Annotated in this window: 21 protein-coding genes and 1 riboswitch; of the genes, 16 read left to right on the top strand and 5 right to left on the bottom strand. The window is 60.5% G+C overall.

Annotated elements, in window-relative coordinates; translation table 11 throughout:
* Nucleotides 1-33 precede the first annotated feature (33 nt).
* Both yghU and ychF read right to left on the bottom strand, forming a co-directional pair.
* The gene (yghU, locus tag THS5294_RS12405; RefSeq protein WP_058124012.1) at nucleotides 34-894 is read right to left on the bottom strand and encodes a glutathione-dependent disulfide-bond oxidoreductase; all 861 of its coding nucleotides are present in this window, start codon (nucleotides 892-894) and stop codon (nucleotides 34-36) included.
* Nucleotides 895-1039: 145 nt separating this feature from the next.
* Nucleotides 1040-2137 carry a redox-regulated ATPase YchF gene (gene ychF / locus THS5294_RS12400; RefSeq protein ID WP_038003744.1) on the bottom strand — a complete coding sequence of 366 codons (1098 nt, stop codon included), beginning with the start codon at nucleotides 2135-2137 and terminating at the stop codon, nucleotides 1040-1042.
* A 149-nt stretch (nucleotides 2138-2286) separates the two neighbouring features.
* Between ychF and trpA the strand changes: the two genes are divergently transcribed.
* Nucleotides 2287-3078: a tryptophan synthase subunit alpha gene (gene trpA / locus THS5294_RS12395; RefSeq protein ID WP_058124011.1), complete on the top strand. Its 792-nt coding sequence runs from the start codon at nucleotides 2287-2289 to the stop codon at nucleotides 3076-3078.
* A 127-nt stretch (nucleotides 3079-3205) separates the two neighbouring features.
* On the top strand, nucleotides 3206-3913 hold the full coding sequence (locus THS5294_RS12390; protein ID WP_058124010.1) for a class I SAM-dependent methyltransferase: 708 nt from the start codon (nucleotides 3206-3208) through the stop codon (nucleotides 3911-3913).
* On the opposite strand, the gene THS5294_RS12385 is transcribed toward THS5294_RS12390, so the two are convergent.
* Entirely contained in the window at nucleotides 3910-4272 is a 363-nt protein-coding gene (locus tag THS5294_RS12385) for a hypothetical protein (protein WP_058124009.1), read from the bottom strand. The two genes, THS5294_RS12390 and THS5294_RS12385, sit on opposite strands and share 4 nt — an antisense overlap.
* A 4-nt stretch (nucleotides 4273-4276) precedes the next feature.
* Nucleotides 4277-4963, bottom strand: coding sequence for a DUF599 domain-containing protein (locus THS5294_RS12380; RefSeq protein WP_306434235.1), 687 nt, complete (start codon nucleotides 4961-4963; stop codon nucleotides 4277-4279).
* Nucleotides 4964-5059: 96 nt separating this feature from the next.
* Here THS5294_RS12380 and THS5294_RS12375 point away from each other — a divergent pair, with 96 nt between their 5' ends.
* The 12 genes from THS5294_RS12375 (at nucleotide 5060) to THS5294_RS12320 (ending at nucleotide 18755) form a co-directional block, all read left to right on the top strand.
* Nucleotides 5060-6490: an FAD-linked oxidase C-terminal domain-containing protein gene (locus THS5294_RS12375; protein ID WP_058124008.1), complete on the top strand. Its 1431-nt coding sequence runs from the start codon at nucleotides 5060-5062 to the stop codon at nucleotides 6488-6490.
* Nucleotides 6491-6600: 110 nt separating this feature from the next.
* Complete coding sequence (locus THS5294_RS12370) at nucleotides 6601-7698, top strand: FAD-binding protein (protein WP_058124192.1); 1098 nt, start codon at nucleotides 6601-6603, stop codon at nucleotides 7696-7698.
* A gap of 49 nt (nucleotides 7699-7747) precedes the next feature.
* Complete coding sequence (glcF, locus tag THS5294_RS12365; RefSeq protein WP_082645018.1) at nucleotides 7748-9127, top strand: glycolate oxidase subunit GlcF; 1380 nt, start codon at nucleotides 7748-7750, stop codon at nucleotides 9125-9127.
* 65 nt (nucleotides 9128-9192) lie between these two features.
* Entirely contained in the window at nucleotides 9193-9957 is a 765-nt protein-coding gene (locus THS5294_RS12360; protein ID WP_058124007.1) for a trypsin-like serine peptidase, read from the top strand.
* A 152-nt stretch (nucleotides 9958-10109) separates the two neighbouring features.
* On the top strand, nucleotides 10110-10586 hold the full coding sequence (locus THS5294_RS12355) for an Hsp20 family protein (protein WP_058124006.1): 477 nt from the start codon (nucleotides 10110-10112) through the stop codon (nucleotides 10584-10586).
* 168 nt (nucleotides 10587-10754) lie between these two features.
* Nucleotides 10755-12074 (top strand): tRNA (N6-isopentenyl adenosine(37)-C2)-methylthiotransferase MiaB, encoded by a 1320-nt coding sequence (gene miaB / locus THS5294_RS12350; protein WP_058124005.1) that lies wholly within the window; start codon nucleotides 10755-10757, stop codon nucleotides 12072-12074.
* Between the two features lie 796 nt (nucleotides 12075-12870).
* Nucleotides 12871-13860, top strand: coding sequence for a PhoH family protein (locus tag THS5294_RS12345; protein WP_038003725.1), 990 nt, complete (start codon nucleotides 12871-12873; stop codon nucleotides 13858-13860).
* Complete coding sequence (ybeY, locus tag THS5294_RS12340; RefSeq protein WP_058124004.1) at nucleotides 13844-14365, top strand: rRNA maturation RNase YbeY; 522 nt, start codon at nucleotides 13844-13846, stop codon at nucleotides 14363-14365. The genes THS5294_RS12345 and ybeY overlap by 17 nt, the downstream gene beginning before the upstream one ends.
* A 25-nt stretch (nucleotides 14366-14390) precedes the next feature.
* Nucleotides 14391-15320 (top strand): hemolysin family protein, encoded by a 930-nt coding sequence (locus THS5294_RS12335; RefSeq protein ID WP_058124003.1) that lies wholly within the window; start codon nucleotides 14391-14393, stop codon nucleotides 15318-15320.
* A gap of 25 nt (nucleotides 15321-15345) precedes the next feature.
* Nucleotides 15346-16839 (top strand): apolipoprotein N-acyltransferase, encoded by a 1494-nt coding sequence (gene lnt, locus THS5294_RS12330; protein ID WP_058124002.1) that lies wholly within the window; start codon nucleotides 15346-15348, stop codon nucleotides 16837-16839.
* 31 nt (nucleotides 16840-16870) lie between these two features.
* A riboswitch (SAM-SAH riboswitch) is annotated at nucleotides 16871-16918 on the top strand.
* An 8-nt stretch (nucleotides 16919-16926) separates the two neighbouring features.
* A complete protein-coding gene (gene metK, locus THS5294_RS12325; RefSeq protein WP_058124001.1) occupies nucleotides 16927-18105 on the top strand; it encodes a methionine adenosyltransferase in 1179 nt (392 codons plus the stop codon).
* Nucleotides 18106-18107: 2 nt separating this feature from the next.
* Entirely contained in the window at nucleotides 18108-18755 is a 648-nt protein-coding gene (locus THS5294_RS12320) for a COG3904 family protein (protein ID WP_058124000.1), read from the top strand.
* On the opposite strand, the gene THS5294_RS12315 is transcribed toward THS5294_RS12320, so the two are convergent.
* The gene (locus THS5294_RS12315) at nucleotides 18752-19213 is read right to left on the bottom strand and encodes an Lrp/AsnC family transcriptional regulator (protein ID WP_038003717.1); all 462 of its coding nucleotides are present in this window, start codon (nucleotides 19211-19213) and stop codon (nucleotides 18752-18754) included. The genes THS5294_RS12320 and THS5294_RS12315 overlap by 4 nt on opposite strands.
* Before the next feature lie 107 nt (nucleotides 19214-19320).
* Here THS5294_RS12315 and THS5294_RS12310 point away from each other — a divergent pair, with 107 nt between their 5' ends.
* Together THS5294_RS12310 and trmB are read left to right on the top strand one after the other, a co-directional pair.
* On the top strand, nucleotides 19321-19545 hold the full coding sequence (locus THS5294_RS12310) for a DUF6356 family protein (protein ID WP_058123999.1): 225 nt from the start codon (nucleotides 19321-19323) through the stop codon (nucleotides 19543-19545).
* Between the two features lie 41 nt (nucleotides 19546-19586).
* Nucleotides 19587-20330 (top strand): tRNA (guanosine(46)-N7)-methyltransferase TrmB, encoded by a 744-nt coding sequence (trmB, locus tag THS5294_RS12305; RefSeq protein ID WP_058123998.1) that lies wholly within the window; start codon nucleotides 19587-19589, stop codon nucleotides 20328-20330.

Below are 20330 nucleotides of genomic sequence, written 5' to 3'. Positions count from 1 at the left end.
TGGGGAACAAGCCCATAATCTCCGCCAAGGGGCTTATTTCGCCGCTTTTTTATCCTGCGTCTCGGTCTCAAAGTCCGCAGCCGAGTGGCGCTCGTGAAGTTGCATCTCTGGCTCGCCAAAGGACCGGTTCACCATGCGACCGCGCAGAACGGCGGGGCGGGCGTCGATGCGTTTGGCCCAGGCCATCAGGTGCGTGTAGCTTTCGACGTCGAGGAACTCAGCCGCGCTATAGAGACGGCCCAACACCAACTGCCCGTACCAAGACCAGATCGCGATGTCCGCGATGGAATACATGTCGCCCGCAAACCACTCATGCTCGGCCAAATGCCGGTCCAACACGTCCAACTGGCGCTTGGCTTCCATTGTGAAGCGGTCGATAGGATATTTAAATTTTTCAGGGGCATAGGCGTAAAAATGGCCAAAGCCGCCGCCCAAATAGGGCGCGCTGCCCATTTGCCAGAACAACCAGTTAAGCGCCTCGGTCCGGCCTGCGGGATCTTTGGGAAGGAAGGCCCCGAACTTCTCAGCCAGATACAACAGGATCGCGCCGCTTTCAAAGACGCGGGTGGGGGGCGTGGTGGAATGGTCCATCAATGCTGGAATCTTGGAGTTCGGGTTCACATCCACAAAGCCCGAGCCGAACTGATCGCCTTCCATGATCCGGATGAGCCATGCGTCATAGTCGGCTTCTGTGATCCCGGCCTCTAGCAACTCTTCGAGCAGGACGGTCACCTTGACGCCGTTTGGCGTGGCCAATGAATATAGCTGCAAGGCGTGCGCGCCGACGGGCAGCTCGGCGTCTTTGGTCGCACCTGCGATGGGGCGGTTGATGGACGCAAATTCGCCACCAGAGGCGGCATCCCAGGTCCAGACTTTGGGGGGCGTGTAGGTCATAGAAAGCTCCGATATATGCTGAGCCCATAGATAGGGCCGGCCGATCAATTTGATAGGGGCAGGGCGCATATTGCGCCGCGACAACGCAAAGGCGCGGCTCAAGAAAGCCGCGCCAAAGGGTCATCCGATGACAATCAATGTAGGTCTACGTGTTGAACAAGAAGTGCAGCACGTCCCCGTCCTTGACGACGTAGCCTTTGCCTTCTGCACGCATTTTGCCTGCTTCTTTGGCGGGTTGCTCGCCGCCCAATGACACGAAGTCATCATAGGCAATCGTCTCGGCCCGAATGAAACCGCGCTCAAAATCACCGTGGATCACGCCCGCCGCTTGGGGGGCCATAGTGCCGTGTGGAATGGTCCATGCACGGGCCTCTTTGGGGCCGACGGTGAAATAGGTTTCCAGCTTCAGCAGGGTGTAGCCTGCGCGGATCAAACGGTCCAACCCGGCTTCCTCAAGACCCATTTCTTCTAGGAACATGGCGGCTTCGTCGGCGTCCAGCTGGCTGATTTCTTCTTCGATCGCGGCTGAGATGATAACATGCGAGGCGCCTTGCGCTGCGGCCATCTCCGCCACTTGCGCGCTAAAGGCGTTGCCCGTCGCGGCAGATCCCTCATCGACGTTGCACACATATAGGATCGGCTTGGACGTCAAAAGTTGCAGCAACTTCCAGGCCTTCGCGTCATCGGCGTCGACCTCTACCATGCGTGCGGGCTTGCCGTCTTCGAGCATCGCGAGGGCAACTTTCAGCAAACGCTCCTGCTGAACCGCTTCCTTGTCACCGCCACGCACCTTGCGGCTGAGCCCCTGAAGACGCTTCTCGATGCTCTCCATGTCGGCCAGCATCAGCTCAGTCTCGATGGTTTCGGCGTCCTCAACGGGGTTTACGCGGCCATCCACGTGGGTGATGTCGTCATCCTCAAAACACCGCAGCACGTGCGCAATCGCGTCGGTTTCGCGGATGTTGGCCAAGAACTGGTTGCCCAGACCTTCGCCCTTGGATGCGCCTTTCACCAAGCCGGCGATATCAACGAATGACATGCGGGTGGGGATGATCGATTTGGATTGCGCCAACTCAGCGAGCGTATCAAGGCGCGCGTCCGGTACGGGCACGTCACCGACGTTTGGCTCAATCGTACAGAACGGAAAGTTCGCCGCCGCAGCCGCGGCCGTTTTGGTGAGCGCGTTGAACAGGGTGGATTTGCCCACGTTCGGCATTCCGACAATACCCATTTTAAAGCCCATAACGCTCTCCTAATCACGGTTTCGCTTCCCTTTATGCAAGCGCCCGGGCGGATGCAACTGACATGCGAACCCGCGGCCGGGGCCCAGTTGCTTGCCTTTGGCCCAAAGGTGCCCCAAAAGGCATGGCGCAGACCTTGAGGAAGCCCAATATGACTCGTATCGACGCCACCTTTGATCGCCTCCGTGCTGAGGGCAAAAAAGCCTTCGTTTCCTACGTGATGGCAGGGGACCCGGATTATGAAACCGCCCGTGACGTAGTGCTGGGGCTGCCGGCAGCAGGTGTCGATATTATTGAGCTGGGCGTCCCCTTTACGGACCCGATGGCCGACGGCTCCACGATCCAGTTGGCTGGGCAGCGCGCGCTCGAGGCGGGTATGACGCTGGAACGCACCCTCAACATCGTGCGCGAACTGCGCGCCCAAGACACAACGACGCCCGTGGTTTTGATGGGCTACTACAACCCGATCTATAATCGCGGTGTGGACCAATTCCTGATTGATGCAAAAGAAGCGGGCGTTGATGGCCTTCTGGTCGTGGACCTGCCACCCGAAGAAGACACCGAGCTGTGTATTCCTGCGCAAAAAGCGGGCCTGAACTTCATCCGCCTCGCGACGCCCACGACCGACAACAAACGCCTGCCGAAAGTGCTGCAAAACACCTCTGGGTTTGTGTATTACGTGTCGATCACCGGCATCACCGGTGCCGCCTCCGCCAGCGCTGAGCTGGTCGCCCCCGAAGTCGCGCGCATCAAATCCCAGACCGAGCTGCCGATCATCGTGGGCTTTGGCATCAAAACGCCAGAGGCTGCCCAAGATATCGCTGCCGTCGCAGACGGTGCCGTCGTCGGCTCCGCGATTGTGGAACGTATCGCACGCGGTGACAGCGTTTCGGACGTCTTGTCCTACGTGGCGGATCTCGCTGCTGGTGCCCACCGCGCCTAGGCCTTAATGGGCTGAAACCTGCCGAATTGACCTTAGGTTAAGGCCGGGTGACAAAATAGTGTCGCCCGAGCCAAGTAAACCTGATTAACGTCCGTCCACTGTTGGTGGTAGTGAGGTTAACAAAGTCATGGCAAACGCCATTTTGAAACGGTTGGTTCGAAAATCCCTAACAACCCTCCAGCCGCTCAAGGCTGGTGATGCGAACGAGTCTTATTCACACTCCTTCAATCGCATTTATGACAATGAGATGTGGACCTCAGCGGGCGGTGGCAGCGGCCCGGGCAGTGAGCTGTCTGCCGTGTTGCCCATGTGCGTAAAACTGGCCCGCTTCATTGATCGCGAAAAGATCCGCTCAATCGTGGACCTAAGCTGTGGGGGGATGGCGTGGTGGCCGACCGCGCTGGCCTTTGCGCAGACGGATGTACGGTTCCACGGGGTCGATATCAGTTCAACGGCGATCAACCGCAACAAGGCCGCTTTGCGCAGTTTCGACAATATCTCATTTGAGGTGGGCGACGCGACCTCCTTCGCGCCGGATGCCTGTGATCTGCTTGTCTGCCGTGAGACGATCAACCACCTGCGCCGCGACGATGCCCAGCTCATCGTCCAACGGATGCAAAACCTGCCAAGCCGCTACTTTGCCCTGTCACACTTTGCCCATGCCCCAGAGAACCCGGATGATACCAAGCGCGCCCGCAAAACCGGTAGCGCCTTTCGGTACACGGATTGGAACCTGTCCTTGCCGCCCTTTAATCTGCCGGACCCATTGGTTGAGATTGAGGATTTGCATGGCCGCGTTTTCGCCATCTATCAGGGGGCGACGTACACGTCTTAATTGCCCAGCGTGATCTCAAACGGGTCACCCCATCCGTGCACGCTGTCGTGCGGGACCAGCACCAACCGTTTGGTGCCTTCGGGGATGTTCACGCCGCCCAGCGATCTTGTGAAAGGCTGCTCCTCAACGTGGGGGTGATGCAGGGTGCGGTACCCCAACTCGGTCCCGTCCGGCAGTTGCACAGACCATCCATCGGCATAATGCGCCCAGCCAGTGTCGCCGTGGCGCAGGGTAACGGAAATCGTGTGGGTTGCACCTGATTGCACCGCCGTGGCCCCCAGAATGACAGGCGCATCGGCAAGGCCGGGCAAGGGCGTGATGGGCAGGGCAAGCGCGGTCAGGAACAGAACATGTCTCATGCCCTTAGGTGTCGCGCAAAGTCTCCCGGGATGTCGATGCAAACTCTCGTGATAGCAGTGTGAACGACGCCACGGCCGTGGTCGCGATCAACGCATAAGGCGACAGCAACCACCCAAGTGCGGCCAATGAGAAATAGATCGACCGCAGCCCACGGTTAAAGTTCACCGCCGCGCGGTTGGCGATTTCGCCGGATTGGCGGGCGCGGGTTTTTGCCTTTGGGTCGGTGATGTCATTAGGCGTCGCGGCCATCGTAATGGCGCAATAGCCAAACAGCCGGTTGGCCCAGACGAACTTTAAAAAGGCATGGGTCAACAGGGCGGCCACAGCCAGCAGCTTGATTTGCCACAACACCTCCGGGTGGGCCGAAGCGGTTAGGTCAACCGCCACCGCATCCAGACTTTGTGTGTTGGACATCAACGCCAACACCCCACCTAGCGCGATCATACAGCCCGACCCGAAAAAGGCCGTGCCCTCGCGCAGGCCATTCATTGTCAGGGCGTCAAAGACACGCGGATCACGGGTGATCATCTGTTCCATCCACTCACGGCGGTATTCAAACGTCAGAACCGTAACCGATGGATAGCGTTTGGGCGGATGCTCAATCAGCAGCCCCAACAACCACCACGTGCCAAACAACACGCCAACAGCGAGCAAATCCAACGGCGCAAACAGCGAAAGGCGGTCCATCATGTCCATGATTTCCGTCTATCCGAAGAGAAAGCGCTTGTCAGACGCAAAAATTGGTATAATTTACTTACCAATTCGAACGCCACCGGAGGACGCCCCATGGAAATGCCGAAACCAGACAGTCTTGTGATGTCGAAAAAGGCGGCCCTTGTGGCGCGCTTGCTAGATGTTTTGCCGCGTGACGCGGTGATTGAGGATGAGGCCGAGACCCGCGCCTACGAATGCGATGCGCTCACAGCTTACCGCTGCCCGCCCCTGTGTGCGGTGCTGCCTGCAACGACGCAAGAAGTGTCCGAGGTGCTCAAGATTTGTCACGCGATGGATGTGCCCGTGGTGCCGCGCGGCTCCGGCACGTCACTTGCGGGCGGGGCGCTGCCGACGGCGGATTGCGTGATCCTTGGCGTGGCCAAGATGAACGATGTGCTTGAGGTCAGCTATGAGGATCGTCTCATCCGGGTCCAAACGGGCCGCACGAACCTAAGTGTCACCGGCGCGGTTGAGGCAGACGGCTTTTTCTACGCTCCCGATCCCTCCAGTCAGTTGGCCTGTGCGATTGCGGGCAACATTGCAATGAATTCGGGCGGGGCGCATTGCCTGAAGTATGGGGTGACGACGAACAACCTGTTGGGTGTGACGCTGGTACAGATGGACGGCACGATTGTTGAGATCGGAGGCGGCCACATGGATGCCTCTGGGCTGGACCTTTTGGGCGTGATCTGCGGCTCCGAAGGGCAGTTGGGGGTCGTGACCGAGGCGACCTTGCGGATTTTGCCCAAGCCCGAGGGCGCGCGGCCTGTGTTGATCGGCTTTGACGACAACGAAGTGGCGGGCGCTTGCGTGGCGGACATTATCAAGGCGGGCATCCTGCCCGTGGCGATTGAGTTCATGGACCGCCTTTGCATTGAGACCACCGAGAAATTCGCGAAAGCTGGATACCCCGATTGCCATGCCTTGTTGATCGTAGAGGTCGAGGGATCAGACGCCGAGATCGACGCGCAACTGGCGCAGATCATGCAAATCGCCGCGACCCACGACCCCGTTGAAATGCGCCAAGCCCAGAACGCGACCGAGAGTGCTGCGATCTGGCTGGGGCGCAAATCCGCGTTCGGCGCGATTGGTCAGATCTCGGACTACATGTGCCTGGACGGCACGATCCCAGTGTCAGAACTGCCGTTTGTGCTCCGCCGCATTGGCGAGCTGTCCAAGGAATATGGACTGGCCGTGGGCAACGTGTTCCACGCAGGCGACGGCAATATGCACCCGCTGATCTTGTTTGATGCCAACAAACCCGGTGATCTGGAATTGTGCGAGGCATTTGGCGCCGAAATCCTGAAGCTGTGTGTGGATGTGGGCGGCTGCCTTACAGGTGAGCACGGTGTCGGGATCGAAAAGCGCGACTTGATGGGGCACCAGTTTGCGCCCGTCGATATGGAAGCGCAGATGCGGGTCAAGGACGTGTTTGACCCCAAGTGGCTTTTGAACCCTGCAAAGGTTTTTCCTCTGGAAACAAGTGCTGCACGGCGGGCCTAGGGCTTAGGACCTTTATCCAACCCGGGCGTGATCTGTGAGAGCGGGGCGAGGGGCCAGCCCCTCGCGCTCCCCGGGATATTTTAGAACCAAAGAGGGAAGGGTTCGCGATGTTGACCCCAACGACTGAACAAGACGTGGCTGAGATGGTGCGTGGGGCGAATGGGTCTTTGACCGTTCGTGGCGGTGGCACGCGGAGCCTTGAGACCGGGGCGGGTGAGGTGATCTCAGCCGCTGGGATGTCGGGCGTGACGCTGTATGAGCCGGGTGCGTTGACGATTGTGGCGCAGGCTGGGACGCCTGTGTCTGAGATTGAGGCTGTGTTGGCGGCGGAAAACCAGCGTTTGCCGTTCGAGCCACCCCGCATGGGGCCGCTGTTGGGACGATCCGGCGAGAGCACCATTGGCGGTGTGGTTGCGGCCAATGCGAGTGGTCCGCGCCGTGTGCAGGTTGGGGCCTGTCGTGACAGTTTAATCGGCGTGCGGTTTGTTGATGGCCATGGGGATATCATCAAGAACGGTGGCCGGGTGATGAAGAACGTCACGGGCTATGATCTGGTGAAGTTGATGTGTGGAGCGCAGGGCGCGCTGGGCGTTTTGACCGAAGTTTCGTTCAAGGTTGTGCCGGGAGTTGCGGTTGAAACCACTTTGTCGCTGGAGGTGGAGGACGCCGCTGGTGCGGTGGCGGCGATGTCGGCGGCACTTGGGTCCCCGTTTGAGGTGTCGGGTGCGGCATGGAGCGAGGGCCGTGTGCTGTTGCGGCTGGAGGGGTTTGCAGACTCCGTTGCCTACCGCGTTGAGGAATTGCAGGCGATCCTGGCCCCCTTTGGCGCGGTCAGCGTCAGTGAAGGCGCGGCGTCCAGCGACATCTGGAAAGCCGTGCGCGATGTGGCCAGTTTCGTTGATCAACCGGGGGATATTTGGCGTATCTCGGTGCGGCCATCCCATGCCCCGGGCGTTGTTGCGGCGTTGCAGCCCCAGCAGGTCATGCTGGATTGGGGCGGTGGCTTGATCTGGGCGCGGGTTCCTGAGGGCCAAGATGTGCGCACGGCCCTTGCTGGCGTGTCGGGTCACGCCACGCGCGTCAAGGGGGCCGCCGGGCCTTTGCGGCCTGTGGATGCGCCGGGCGTGGCGGCATTGACCGCGGGCCTGCGGGCGCAGTTCGATCCGCGTGGGTTGTTTTCTGGCGCCCTCGTAACCGAGCTTTCCTAACGGACAGGCCCGGCCTGACCTTTTCTACACCGCCACGGGAGCGTGACAGATGCAAACGACCTTTACCCAAGACCAACTTAACGATCCCGCAACCGCGCGTTCCAATGAGATCCTGCGCACCTGTGTGCACTGCGGGTTTTGTACCGCGACATGTCCGACGTATCAGGTGTTGGGCGATGAGTTGGACAGCCCCAGGGGGCGCATTTACCTGATCAAGGATATGTTGGAAAACGCGCGCAAACCTGATGAGAAAACGGTCAAACATATCGATCGCTGTCTCAGCTGTTTGGCGTGTATGACGACTTGCCCGTCGGGGGTGCACTACATGCATTTGGTGGACCATGCCCGTGAATACATTGAGGAAAACTATGACCGGCCGTTGTCGGACCGGCTGCTCCGCTGGATGCTTGCGCGCATTCTGCCGTACCCAATGCGGTTTCGGGTGGCGCTACTGCTGGCCAAGATCGGCGCGCCTTTTGCGGGGCTGATGCCGGACCCTCGCCTGCGCGCGATGCTGGAAATGGCGCCCAAGGTGATCCCACCCGTTAGCCGTAATGATGACCCGCAAAGCTTTGCCCCGACGGCGCCGAAAAAGAAGCGCGTCGCGCTGATGACCGGGTGCGCGCAAAAGGCGCTGAACACGGATATTAACGACGCCACGATCCGCCTGCTGACGCGGATGGGCTGTGAGGTGGTTGTGGCCGAGGGCGCGGGCTGTTGTGGCGCGCTGACCCACCACATGGGCAAAACCTCCGAAAGCCATGCAACCGCGGCCAAGAACATCGACGCTTGGCACCGCGAAATGCAGGGGCAGGGGCTGGATGCGATTGTGATCAACACCTCTGGCTGTGGCACGACGGTCAAGGATTACGGCCATATGTTCAAGGGCACAGACCACGCGGAGAAAGCCGCAGCGGTGTCCGAAATCGCTATGGATATCAGTGAGCTGTTGATGACCCTTGATCTGCCCAAGGGTGAGAAAAAGAACCTGACCGTGGCCTATCACGCGGCCTGTTCGTTGCAACATGGCCAACAGATCAAAACCCACCCCAAGGATCTTCTCAAGGCGGCGGGCTTTCGCATTGTTGAGCCGCGTGACAGCCACCTGTGCTGTGGGTCTGCGGGGACTTACAACCTGATGCAGCCCGAGATTTCAAAGCAGCTGAAGCAGCGTAAGATTGAGACGCTGGAAGCCAAGTCGCCTGACATTATTGCCGCTGGAAACATCGGCTGCATGATGCAGATCGGCTCAGGCACGGACGTGCCGATTGTGCACACTGTTGAGCTGTTGGATTGGGCGACCGGTGGGCCGACACCGCCCGCGTTTGGCGACAAGATTGATGCCAATGGCGTGGTCAATCCCGAAGGTACGGCCAAACTGGCGTCGGATGCGAAACTGTCTGCCACAAAAGTGCCCCTCCTTCGCTAAACCAGCGTCCCGCTGCCGCCGCCTTTGCCCCCTAGACCGATGGGGGCAGATGCGGCGGAGGCGATATGCGGTTTTTCAGTTACGTGATGGCGATGGTTTTGTGGGCAAGCGTGCCCGCAGCCGGACAAAGCAACCTGCGGACTTTGGATGCCGCTACCTTGGCGCAACATTACGGTGCGGTGGGGCGGCTTGATCTGGGGCAGGGCGGGTTTTGCACCGGGGCGCTGATCAGCGCGGATGTGGTTCTGACGGCGGCCCATTGTGTATTCGACAGGGCCACGGCGCGGCGCATTTCCGTAGGCGAGATGTCCTTTCATGCGGGGCTTGCGGATGGGCGCGCGCTTGCGACCCGTGGGGTGATCGCGGCGGTGACGCATCCCGGTTATCAATTCAATCAAAGCAATAGGGTGGAGCGTGTCGGTAACGATCTGGCCTTGGTCCGGTTGTCTGCGCCGATCACCGGTCCGGGGCTGCGGCCGTTTCGCACGCAATTACAGGTGCATCCCGGAACCCATGTTGAGGTGGTGTCCTATGCGCGGGGCCGATCCAATGCCCCTGCGGTTGAGGATGGATGCGGGGTCCTGACCCGCGATGCCACTGTTTTGGTCCTCTCGTGCGAGGTCGATTTCGGGGCCTCTGGCGCGCCAATCTTTCAGCGGTTTGGGGATGAGGTGCGGATCGTTTCCGTGGTCTCCTCCAAGGCCGCGTGGAAGGATCGCTCTGTTTCGCTTGCGGCAGTGATGGACGCGGAACTGGCGGTCTTGGTGGATGCCTACCGCGCCGATCTGGGCGATGTCAGCGCGATTGAAACCGTGTCCGCACGCCGCTAGACGCACCCACCGCGCAGGGCTTGAAACCGCCCAAACCCCTTCCCAAGTATTGCCTGACGGGACGCCAATGATGGGTCCCGTCATAACCCCGCCGGGGTGCCCAACACGGGGCCCGGGCACAATAACAGTTGTCGCTCACTGGAGGATACCTGATGCGAACTTACGACTTTACCCCCCTATACCGCGCCACCGTCGGCTTTGACCGCATGGCAGATTTGCTGGACCGTGTGCTGGACAGCGAGCCTGCGCAAACCGGTGGCTACCCCCCGTATAACATCGAAAAAACTGCCGAAGATGGCTACCGGATATCCGTGGCTGTGGCGGGTTTCTCCGAAGGTGAATTGTCGGTCGAAGTCCGGCAAAACGCGCTCGTGATCTCGGCGGCCAAGGCCAAGGCTGGCGCGCAGCGGACCTATCTGCACCGCGGGATCGCGACGCGGTCGTTTGAGAAAACCTTCCAACTGGCGGATCATGTCCACGTGACCGGCGCGCAGGCGGAGGACGGAATGCTGCACATTGATCTGGTGCGTGAGGTGCCAGAGGCCCTCAAGCCCCGCCAGATTGAGATTGCGCGCACGGGCAAGCCCAACGGCACCCCCGCGCTTGAGGCGCAGAGCGTTGAGGCCTAAGCCGTGAACGCTTGGTAAAACGATGGGTCATCTGACCTGAGTGTAAGGCGCGGTCCCTAGGGTCGCGCCTTTTTGCGGCCCGGGTCCCGGTGCATGTGGCGCAACGGTTGAACGGTCGCCGACGGAGTGCTAGGTGAGCCGCTGATCCTACCCCCCGGAGTGCGCGCAATGGCTGATCCCAAAAAGCTCTACATCAAGACCTATGGCTGCCAGATGAACGTCTATGACAGCGAACGTATGGCTGAGGCGCTGGGGGCGGAAGGCTACGTTGAGACGGGCACGCCCGAAGACGCGGATATGATCCTGCTCAACACGTGTCACATCCGTGAAAAAGCCGCTGAAAAGGTTTATTCCGAGCTGGGCCGTTACAAGCCCTTGCGCGCCAAGAACCCCGACCTCAAGATCGGGGTGGCGGGTTGCGTGGCACAGGCCGAAGGGGCCGAGATCATGGCGCGCCAGCCTATGGTTGATCTGGTCGTGGGGCCGCAAACCTATCACCGTCTGCCCGAGATGATGAAAACGGTCGATGCGGGTAAAGCCGCGCTCGATACTGACTTCCCTGAGGAAGACAAGTTTGAGCACCTGCCCAAGGCGCGTAAAAACCTTGGTCGCCCCAGCGCGTTTTTGACCGTGCAAGAGGGCTGCGACAAGTTTTGTGCTTTCTGCGTGGTGCCCTATACCCGTGGGGCCGAAGTGTCACGCCCCGTGGCCCGCATTCTGTCGGAAGCAGAGGCGCTTGTGGCGCGTGGGGTCAAGGAAATCACGCTGCTGGGGCAGAACGTGAATGCGTATCACGGTGCGGGTGAGGGGGGTGAGTGGTCGCTCGCCCAGCTGATCTGGGCGCTGAACGATATCGAAGGGTTGGAGCGGATCCGCTTTACGACCTCGCACCCCAATGAGATGACCGATGATCTGATCGAGGCCCATGCGACCTGCGCCAAGCTGATGCCGTATTTGCACTTGCCGGTTCAGGCAGGCTCGGACCGGGTGCTTAAGGCAATGAACCGCAAGCATACGGCGGCTGAATACATCGAGATTATTGACCGTTTGCGCGCGGCCCGCCCCGATCTGTTGCTGAGCGGGGACTTCATCGTGGGCTTCCCCGGTGAGACTGAGGAAGAGTTCGCGGACACGCTCAAACTGGTGGAGCGAGTCGGTTACGGTCAGGCGTACAGTTTCAAATATTCGGCCCGTCCCGGTACGCCAGCTGCTGAAAAAGAAGGCATTCCGGACGATGTTGCGACCGAGCGTTTGGCGCGTTTGCAGGCCTTGCTGGGGGATCAACAACGCGCCGCACAGGTCGCGATGGTGGGCCGAGAAACGCGCGTTTTGTTCGAGAAAACCGGACGGTTTGAGGGGCAATTGGTGGGCAAGACCGAACACCTGCATGCCTGCCACGTTGAGGCGCCTCAAGAGCTGTTAGGTCAGGTCGCGCGGGTGCGGATTGTGGAGGCGGCACCGAACTCCTTGAAGGGGGTTTTGGTTTAGGTCAGCTTGCCTGCCCCTTTGTTGCGCGTGCGCAACAATTCATTGAATTGTCTGTAAAAATACCGCCTCAGGGCGGTGTTTCGGGCTGAAAACTTAACGATTTGTCAAAAGCTCTGTGACAGAGGCCCGGCGTTTTACGCGCTGCTGTCCCTAGGGGTTGCGGGGGCCTTTGGTGGGTGTCCCTTTCCCTAGGCTTGGGGAGCAGATTTGATACCCACTGCCATCCGGACCGCAACATCGGCGTTCGGGTGATTTTATGCGGGCCCAAATGGTGGCGTGCGACGGCCCTTTGGCTGCCTGCGCGCGCCGAGCCCGGACGCGTCCGGTCCGGCAGGCGATGGCACATCTAGTGTTTGTGACTTCACAAGCGTCATATATTTGCTACAGTCATAGGGAATACTGACGCTGACCCGACGGTTTTACCCAACACGAAAGGCGCAATCAGACCGTATATGCAGGATGCTGTTCACATCTCTTATCGTCCGGCGCAGGCCCCGCTAAGGCCAGCCGCTCAGGACCCGCGCATGGGCCGCCCCGCCGCCCTAGCCAAGATTTGGGCCCTGATCTGAGCATGACGCATCTGCCGAATATAACACCGCCTGCAGCGATCTCCGCTGCGGGCGGTTTTTCTTTGGGCGGTGATGATTTTCACCTCTGCCACTCTAGTTTGCGAGGCGTGCACCCGGGCGCGCTTTATTCTGCGCGTTTGGGCCGGGAAATCCTCTCAATGTGCGCTTCTTCACTGGACACCGCTGCGCGGGTCCCTCACTTTTGGATTAGATAGCAGGAGCTTTGTTTGACACTGATTGACCCGCCACAACCCAGCACCGCAACCACTGCCGCGTTGGATTTTCCCGACAACCGTTTGTTGATCGACCTCTGTGGTCCTTTCAACAGTAATCTCACACAAATCGAGAGCCACCTTGGCGTGGATATCGCCCATCAGGGGAACCGGCTTGTGATCAACGGAGAGGCCGCCGCAGAGGCTGCGGGAGTGCTTGAGGGGGCCTATGCGCGCCTTGAGGCGGGCAAAACGGCGGAGGCCGCGGATATCGACGCGTTGATCCGGATGAACACGCAGCCTGCGGTGCCAACGGACCAGATTGAGATGTTCGCCCCCGGCGCGCTTGAAATCCGCACCCGCAAAAAGACGGTTGAGCCGCGTACGGACGCTCAAAAGGGCTATACCCAAGCGCTGTTGGACAATGAACTGACCTTTGGCATTGGACCTGCGGGAACGGGTAAGACGTATATCGCTGTGGCCGTTGCGGTGAACAAGTTTGTCAGTGGTGAGGTCGACAAGATCATCCTGAGCCGCCCCGCCGTGGAGGCCGGGGAAAAGCTGGGCTATTTGCCCGGTGATATGAAGGATAAGGTCGATCCCTACATGCAGCCGCTTTATGATGCGCTGAATGATTTCCTGCCCGCCAAGCAGTTGGCCAAACTGCTAGAGGAAAAGCGGATTGAGATCGCGCCGCTTGCGTTTATGCGGGGGCGGACCTTGGCCAACGCGTTCGTCGTTTTGGATGAGGCGCAGAACGCCACGACCATGCAGATGAAGATGTTCCTCACGCGGCTTGGACGCGGCTCGCGCATGGCCATCACCGGCGACCGCAGTCAGGTCGATTTGCCCCGCGGTGTGACCAGCGGCCTGCGCGATGCAGAGCGGATTTTGGACAATGTGCCCGGGATCTCGTTCAACTACTTTACCGCCAAGGACGTGGTGCGCCATCCGCTCGTCGCCAAGATCATTGAGGCTTACGACAAAGATGCCCCACCAAGCTGAGGCGCAGGTAGACGCCTGCATCGACGTCTCACTTGAAGACGACCGTTGGATTGACCTTGAGGGCCGCGCGCATGCGGCCCTTTTGGCTGTGTTGACCCATTTGGATTTGGATGAGGGTGAGGTGAGTGTGCTGGGCTGTGATGACGCCCGGATTGCCACGCTGAACGCTGAATTTCGGGGCAAGCCCACGCCGACCAATGTGCTGTCGTGGCCGTCTGAGGAACGCGCGGCTGACACGCCCGGCGCGATGCCGCATCTGCCCACCGCCCCGCATGAGGTCGAATGGGGCGATATTGCCATCGCCTACGACACCTGTGCGGCTGAGGCGCAGGCGCAGTCAAAGCCGTTTGATGCCCATGTGACCCATCTTTTGGTGCACGGAATCCTCCATCTGTTGGGTTTTGATCACGAAAATGATGCAGATGCGCAATTGATGGAGCGTTTAGAGGTAGAAATACTGGACACGCTAGGGGTGCCTGACCCATATCAGGAGAGTGGCGCGTAACGCGCCCGCTATGTGGAAAGGAGCCATGGACCCATCTGTCGACCCTTCGTCTAGTGCTGCGCATGCGCGCACTCACGACGAGACACCGCCCGCCGAGCCCGCCCCGAGTGAGGGGTATATTGGTGCCCGGCCTGGATTTTTTAGCCGCGTGTTCGGCGCCAAGCGGGCTGAAGTGCCCGAGCTGCGCCCCGCCGACCCATCCCCCACACCTTTGTCTGCTGCGGGTCTGGCCGCGTTGCGCCGCCTGCGGGTGGACGATGTGATGATCCCGCGCGCCGAGATCGTCTCGGTGCCTTGTGATACGCCGCTTGGTGAATTGGTGGCGCTGTTCCGTTCCAGCGGGCTGACGCGGTTGCCTGTGTATGACGGCACGCTGGATCAGCCGGTGGGCATGGTGCACATGAAGGACCTTGCGCTGCGGTTTGGGTTCAATGGCGATGAGGGCGATTTCGACCTGCCGGGCATGGTGCGTCCGCTGATCTATGTTCCGCCGTCGATGCCGATTTCGGTGCTGTTGCAAAAGATGCAAAGCGAGCGGCGGCATATGGCGTTGGTGATCGACGAATATGGCGGCGTGGACGGCCTTGTGACGATTGAGGACCTGATTGAGCAGGTCATCGGTGAGATCGAGGATGAGCACGACCAAGAGGAAGACAAGCTGTGGCGGGAGGAAAAGCCGGGCTGTTACGTGGCCCTTGCACGCACGCCGCTTGAGGACTTTGAAGAGGTCATCGGGCTGAGCCTTGAGCATGAAGCCGACGATGAGATCGACACATTGGGCGGTTTGGTCTTTCTGCTGACGGGTCACGTGCCCGCGCGGGGTGAGGTCGTGCCCCATTCCTCTGGCGTGCAGTTTGAGGTTGTGGATGCCGATCCGCGCCGGATCAAACGGTTGCGGGTGCGGTTGCCCGGCAACGCCACCTCACGCCTGCCCGAGGCCGCCGCCGCAGAATGAGCGCGGCCTCGATTAACCAGCCCCTATGATCCGCATCCCTTCTCAGCTGACGCCGCGCATGGGGCTTGTTTTGTGCGCGGCGGCGGGGGTTTTCGCGGCCCTTGGCCAAGCGCCTTGGGGGCTATGGCCCGTGGGGCTGCTTGGCTATGCGCTGGGCATTTGGGCGATTGCGGGTTCTGCGACGCCAAGGGCGGGCTTTGTGCGGGCTTGGGTGTTTGGGGCTGCGCATTTCGCAACCGCGCTGCACTGGATCGTTGAGCCGTTCTTGGTGGACGTAGCCGCGACCGGCTGGATGGCGCCCTTTGGGTTGATTTTCTTGGCAGGAGGTCTGGCCCTGTTTTGGGGGGCTGCGGGGGCTTTGGCCCTGTGGCTGGGGGCCGGGTCACGGTTGATGCCGCTTTGCGTGGCGCTGACCTTGGCCGTAGCAGAGGCGTTGCGCGGCTTCGTCCTCACCGGATTTCCATGGGCACAGCCGGGGCATATCCTGATCGCATCGCCGGGGTTGCCTGCGGCGGCGGTGTTTGGGCCGCTGGGTTTGACGCTGGTGGTTTTGTTGGGGGCAGGGGCGCTGAACCTTGCGCGGTGGCGGTTAGCGGGGCCGGGGCTTTGGGTCAGCGCGCTGGCGATTGGGGCGCTGATGCCTGCCGCGCCGCCCCCCGCGCCAGAGGCCGCAACCTTGCGCCTCGTGCAGCCCAACGCGCAGCAGCACCAAAAGTGGGTGCCTGAGTTCATGCCCATTTTCTTTGATCGCGCGTTGACGGCGACAGAGGCTGCGCCTCAGGGGGCGGACCCGACACTTATCATCTGGCCTGAAACGTCGCTGCCTGAGTTGCTGAACCGTTCTGCAGCGGCGCGATTTGATATTGCGGATGCGGCGGGGGGCACCCCGGTTTTGGTCGGCGCGCAGGCCTACGGTTTGGATGGTCGGCCCCGCAATATGGCAGTCTTGTTGCAGGACGCAGAAGTCACGGCCACTTACGAAAAGCACCATCTGGTGCCTTTTGGCGAATACTTGCCCTTGGTCGCTCCGCTTTTTGACCTGATCGGTGTGGGCGGCTTGGCCGAGCGTTTGGCAGGTGGATACCAGGCCGGAGAAGGCCCCGCGACGATTGACGTGCCGGGTATTGGGCCGGTGTTTATTATGATCTGCTATGAGGCGATTTTCCCCGGATATGTCCGCGCGGTTGAGCGGCCAAGGTTGATGGCCCATATGACCAATGATGCGTGGTTCGGGGATTTTGCAGGGCCGCGCCAGCACCTCGCATTGACGCAACTGCGTGCGGCCGAACAGGGCATACCCGTCGTGCGAGCGGCCAACACCGGCATATCCGCAGTGATCGATGCGCGGGGCCGGGTCACGGACACGCTGCCCCTGAACACGGCGGGCTTTTTGGATGTCGCTTTGCCAGCCGCCTTGCCGCCTACGATCTATGCCCAAACCGCCGATGGACCGGCCTGGGCTGTGGCTTTGATGGGACTGGCGGCGTTTTATGGCCGCAGGCGGTGTATTGTTGGTTGATCCCGCGTCCATGCAGGCGTAGCCCTTTACCGACCCGTCACAACGGCTTCCTGGCGTGACGGCGTAACCCAACGGAGCACACCCCCTATGCAAAGACAAAACTATTCCTTCACCTCGGAGTCCGTCTCTGAGGGCCACCCGGATAAAGTCTGTGACCGGATTTCGGACGCCGTCCTTGATGCCTTTTTGGCGGAGGACCCGCTTGCGCGCGTGGCAGTCGAAACGTTCGCGACGACAAATCAAGTTGTGGTGGGGGGTGAGGTTGGCCTGACCGACCCGGACAAACTGACCGAATACATGGGCAAGATCGATGGCATCGCCCGCGATTGTATCAAGAATATCGGGTACGAGCAGGAGAAATTCCACTGGCGCACCTGTAACGTTCTGAACCTGTTGCACGAGCAATCCGCCCATATCGCCCAAGGCGTAACGGGTGAGCGGGGGGATGAGGGCGCTGGCGATCAGGGCATCATGTTCGGTTATGCCGTGAATGAAACGGCGGAGCTGATGCCCGCGCCGATCCAATACGCCCACGCGATCCTGCGCCGCCTTGCTGAGGTTCGCAAGGACGGCACGGAGCCTACGCTTGGCCCTGATGCAAAATCGCAGCTGACCGTGACGTACCGCGATGGCAAGCCTGTGGGCGTGTCGTCCATCGTGCTGTCGACCCAACACTTGGACGAGAGCATGAGCAGCGCCGACGTGCGCGCAGTGGTTGAGCCCTACATCCGCGATGTCCTTCCCGATGGGTGGATTTCTGGCGACACCGAATGGTGGGTGAACCCCACGGGCAAGTTTGTGATCGGCGGCCCCGATGGCGACGCGGGCCTAACCGGGCGCAAGATCATCGTGGACACTTACGGCGGTGCGGCCCCTCACGGTGGCGGCGCGTTTTCCGGCAAAGACCCGACCAAGGTGGACCGTTCTGCGGCCTATGCCGCGCGGTATCTTGCGAAAAACGTAGTGGCCGCAGGCATGGCTGAGCGGTGCACTATTCAGCTGAGCTATGCGATCGGCGTGGCCAAGCCCCTGTCGATCTATGCCGATACCCATGGCACTGGCCAAGTGGACGAGGCCGCGATTGAGCGGGCCGTCGCCCAAGCGATGGACCTGACGCCAACTGGCATTCGCAACCATCTGTCGCTGAACCGTCCGATCTTTGAACGCACGGCGGCCTATGGTCACTTTGGCCGCGCGCCTGAGGCGGATGGCGGCTTTAGCTGGGAAAAGACCGACCTTGTGGACGCTCTGAAAAAGGCCGTCTGAGGATGCGCCGTCGGGGATGGAGCATCGCGCTTGCGCTGTGGTTGGGGATGATGCCCGCCACAGCGCAGGCCGGTGATCCTGAGGACAAGTTTGTCCGTTTGGACGGAGGTGTGCTGCTTTATGACACCGAGACCATCCCCGACGCTCCCGATGCCGAGATAGAGGAAGAGGACATCGCAATCCTACGCCGCTATCTGGTGGAGGACGCGGATATCACGACACTGCGCCTTTATAGCTATGGGGGCAGTGTTTGGGCGGGGTTCCGCTTGGCCGACATCATCATCGACTTCGATCTCGACACTGAGGTGGTGGATGATTGCGCAAGTGCTTGCACGCTGATGTTTTTGGCGGGCAAGGGGCGGCGCATGGAGCGTGGCGCGCGGCTTGGGTTTCACAATTGGAAGTGGTCCAAGGCGGCGATCACATCCTTTTATGAGCGGCGCAAAGACGTGGACGGCTGGCAGGACCCGTTCGACTTTGCCGCTTGGATTTACGTCGACACCCAGATCGAGACGCATGATGTGCTGAGTTATCAGGTAGAGCGCGGAATGGACCCAGCTTTTGCGATTGAGTTGTTGTGGAAGGGGCGCGATGGGCTGCATTACCCCCGCCGGGCCGAGTTGCAAGCCGCAGGTGTGCTGCGCGACTAAAGCGGCAGGGCAGTGGTGGATTTCAACTCTTCCATGACAAAGCTGGCCGAAACATCCTCTAATTCTACTTGTGCGATCAACCGTTTATAGAGCGCGTCATAGGCGGGCATGTCGCGAACCCGCGCCTGAAGCATATAGTCCACCTCACCACTGGTGCGCCATGCGGCGGTAACCTCTGGCAGGGTTTCGAGTGCGCGGGCAAAGCGCGCGGCCCAATCGGCGGTGTGGTGCCGGGTGCGCACGGCCATCAGAACCATCAATCCAAGGCCCAGTTGTGCAGGGTCCAGCAGGGCCACGCGGGCGCGGATGACGCCAGCGTCCTCTAGGCGTTTGATACGGCGCCAGCAGGCATTGCGCGACAGCCCCACGGTTTCGGACACCGCGTCCAGCGGGGCGGCGCAGTCGCGTTGCAAACCGGCGAGGATGCGGTGATCAGTTGCATCAAGTGTATCTATCATGTCTATATATTGGGATATGATCCCAAAAATTGCAATATATACGTGATGTTTGGGATAATTTTGCGGCAAGGGCAGGACATAATGGGCCAACACAACAGGAGGCCCCTATGATCACACGTCTATTCACTGCCCACCCCAGTTCTGTGGACGAAACCTATCTTGAGCACAGCGGCTTTGCGTTTCGCTTTGCCGGGTGGCTGGCGCTGGCGGCGATGGCTGCGGTGGTACATGCGGTTTTCCCTTGGATGTTTGAGAAAACCGCCAGCCAGATCATCGCGAAATTGCACAATCGGACCGTTCATCGCAGCGATCCGGGCCTCAAATCGGCCTAAGGGACTTGACGGCGGTCGGGGGGTCTTGCATCCCCCGCGCCATGGATGACGATAAATCACAACTCCCCGCTGCAGCCGACACTGATGCTGGCCGCCCTCACCGCAACTTCTATGGCCGCCGCAAGGGCAAGACCCTTAAGCAGAGCCAAGAGGCCTATTTGCAAGAGGACCTCGACGCGCTGTCGCCGGGGCCTGTGGGCTGGGATGTGAACCCCGCGCGTGCGCCACTTGATCTGGCAGCGCGGTTCGACGGCAAACCCGTGTGGCTGGAGATCGGTTTCGGTGGGGGGGAGCATATGGTCCACCAAGCCGCGCAGAACCCTGACATCGGGATCATCGGGGCCGAGCCTTATATCAACGGCGTTGCCATGCTGTTGGGCAAAATCCGCAAGGCCGGTGTTGAGAATTTGGCCGTGCACCCCGGCGATGCGCGGGACCTATTTGATGTTTTGCCCGAGGCCTCGATTGATCGTGCGTTTCTTTTGTATCCGGATCCCTGGCCCAAAGCGCGCCACCACCGCCGCCGGTTTGTGACACCCGAACATCTGGCGCCGCTGGCCCGTGTTCTTAAACCCGGTGCGATATTTCGGGTGGCGACGGATATTGAGGATTACGTGCGCCAAACGCTGGAACAAGTGCCGCGCCACGGGTTCACATGGTTGGCCGAGGGGCCGAGTGACTGGCGCGAACCGTGGGGCGATTGGATTTCGACCCGGTACGAGCAAAAGGCCCTGCGCGAAGGCCGCACGCCGCATTACCTGACATTCCAGCGCGACGCGGAGTAA

It is taken from the genome of Thalassobacter stenotrophicus (genome assembly GCF_001458315.1).
In the GTDB taxonomy this organism is placed as follows: domain Bacteria; phylum Pseudomonadota; class Alphaproteobacteria; order Rhodobacterales; family Rhodobacteraceae; genus Thalassobacter; species Thalassobacter stenotrophicus.
The sequence above is the reverse complement of the archived record's forward strand: the minus strand, read 5'-3'. Positions and strand labels throughout refer to the sequence as shown.

Coding starts and splice junctions, on each gene's coding strand:
- trpA (WP_058124011.1), top strand. CDS start 2,287: ATGACTCGTATCGACGCCACCTTTGATCGCCTCCGTGCTGAGGGCAAA.
- THS5294_RS12375 (WP_058124008.1), top strand. CDS start 5,060: ATGGAAATGCCGAAACCAGACAGTCTTGTGATGTCGAAAAAGGCGGCC.
- THS5294_RS12390 (WP_058124010.1), top strand. CDS start 3,206: ATGGCAAACGCCATTTTGAAACGGTTGGTTCGAAAATCCCTAACAACC.
- glcF (WP_082645018.1), top strand. CDS start 7,748: ATGCAAACGACCTTTACCCAAGACCAACTTAACGATCCCGCAACCGCG.
- THS5294_RS12310 (WP_058123999.1), top strand. CDS start 19,321: ATGATCACACGTCTATTCACTGCCCACCCCAGTTCTGTGGACGAAACC.
- THS5294_RS12380 (WP_306434235.1), bottom strand. CDS start 4,963: ATGATGGACCGCCTTTCGCTGTTTGCGCCGTTGGATTTGCTCGCTGTT.
- metK (WP_058124001.1), top strand. CDS start 16,927: ATGCAAAGACAAAACTATTCCTTCACCTCGGAGTCCGTCTCTGAGGGC.
- yghU (WP_058124012.1), bottom strand. CDS start 894: ATGACCTACACGCCCCCCAAAGTCTGGACCTGGGATGCCGCCTCTGGT.
- ychF (WP_038003744.1), bottom strand. CDS start 2,137: ATGGGCTTTAAAATGGGTATTGTCGGAATGCCGAACGTGGGCAAATCC.
- THS5294_RS12360 (WP_058124007.1), top strand. CDS start 9,193: ATGCGGTTTTTCAGTTACGTGATGGCGATGGTTTTGTGGGCAAGCGTG.
- THS5294_RS12320 (WP_058124000.1), top strand. CDS start 18,108: ATGCGCCGTCGGGGATGGAGCATCGCGCTTGCGCTGTGGTTGGGGATG.
- miaB (WP_058124005.1), top strand. CDS start 10,755: ATGGCTGATCCCAAAAAGCTCTACATCAAGACCTATGGCTGCCAGATG.
- THS5294_RS12355 (WP_058124006.1), top strand. CDS start 10,110: ATGCGAACTTACGACTTTACCCCCCTATACCGCGCCACCGTCGGCTTT.
- lnt (WP_058124002.1), top strand. CDS start 15,346: ATGATCCGCATCCCTTCTCAGCTGACGCCGCGCATGGGGCTTGTTTTG.
- ybeY (WP_058124004.1), top strand. CDS start 13,844: ATGCCCCACCAAGCTGAGGCGCAGGTAGACGCCTGCATCGACGTCTCA.
- THS5294_RS12335 (WP_058124003.1), top strand. CDS start 14,391: ATGGACCCATCTGTCGACCCTTCGTCTAGTGCTGCGCATGCGCGCACT.
- THS5294_RS12385 (WP_058124009.1), bottom strand. CDS start 4,272: ATGAGACATGTTCTGTTCCTGACCGCGCTTGCCCTGCCCATCACGCCC.
- THS5294_RS12315 (WP_038003717.1), bottom strand. CDS start 19,213: ATGATAGATACACTTGATGCAACTGATCACCGCATCCTCGCCGGTTTG.
- trmB (WP_058123998.1), top strand. CDS start 19,587: ATGGATGACGATAAATCACAACTCCCCGCTGCAGCCGACACTGATGCT.